This is a genomic window from Variovorax sp. DXTD-1 (assembly GCF_003984625.1).
Classification (GTDB): Bacteria; Pseudomonadota; Gammaproteobacteria; order Burkholderiales; family Burkholderiaceae_C; genus Variovorax.
This window is the reverse complement of sequence record NZ_RWKH01000071.1, coordinates 1-1026: the sequence shown is the minus strand read 5'-3', so window position 1 is coordinate 1026 and position 1026 is coordinate 1. Positions and strand designations below refer to the sequence as shown.

1 protein-coding gene is annotated in these 1026 nt (G+C 64.1%); it reads left to right on the top strand.

The features are described 5' to 3' along the window. Positions 1–83 precede the first annotated feature (83 nt). The coding region (locus EJI00_RS24895; RefSeq protein ID WP_126750124.1) for an IS481 family transposase at positions 84–1026 on the top strand (943 nt) is incomplete at its 3' end.

The following is a 1026-nucleotide window of genomic DNA, read 5'->3' as shown; positions in this document are numbered from 1 at the left end:
TGTAGTTTCCCAAGAGGTTGTTCACCCGAGGTGAAGGAAGATGGAGGTTCTCACGCCAGCCAACCTCCCTCAGGACTCCTCGGATGAACATCCACAAGAATGCCTCAATGACGCCCAAAGGTCGAGCACATCTGGTGCGCGAGATTGATCGCATCGGGCTCAAGCCGGCGGCTGCAGCCGCCGGCTTGAGCCCGCGCACTGCTCGCAAGTGGCAACAACGCCATGCGACCGAAGGTGCAGCTGGGCTGCTGGACCGCAGCTCTCGACCGCAGCGCTGTCCCCAACGCAGCCAGGCCGACAAGGTCGAGCGCGCGGTGGCGCTGCGCCGCACCCAGCGATTGACCTACGAGCGCATTGCAGAGCGCGTGGGCCTGTCCAGAAGCACTGTGGCGCGCGCGTGCAAGGCCGCGGGCGTGGCACGGCTGCCTGCCTTGCAGGATGCAGCGCCCGTGCGGCGCTACGAGCGCCAGAGCGCAGGCGAACTGCTGCACCTGGACACCAAGAAGCTGGGGCGATTCGACAAGCCCGGCCACCGCGTCACGGGCGACCGCACCCAGAACACTCCCCGGGCCGGCTGGCAGGCGCTGCATGTGGCGATCGACGATCACTCGCGCGTAGGCTTCAGCTTGATGCTGGCAGATGAGACGGCCAAAAGCGCCTGCGCCTTCCTGCTGGCGGCGCTGCGCTACTACAAGACCTTGGGCGTCAAGGTCGAGCGCGTCATGACGGACAACGGCGCGGCCTACAAATCACGGCGCTTCGCCAGACTGCTGCGCCGCCTGGGCATCAAGCACATCCGCACCCGTCCCTACACCCCCAGAACCAATGGCAAAGCCGAACGCTTCATCCAGACCTTGCTGCGCGAGTGGGCCTATGCGTTCATCTACCCAACCTCCGACCATCGCGCCAACGAATTGCAGCCTTGGATGTACCACTACAACTTCCATAGACCTCACTCCGCCGTCTCACACAAACCGCCCATCACTCGCCTCGGATTCGAGGGGAACAACGTGGTGAGAAACTACA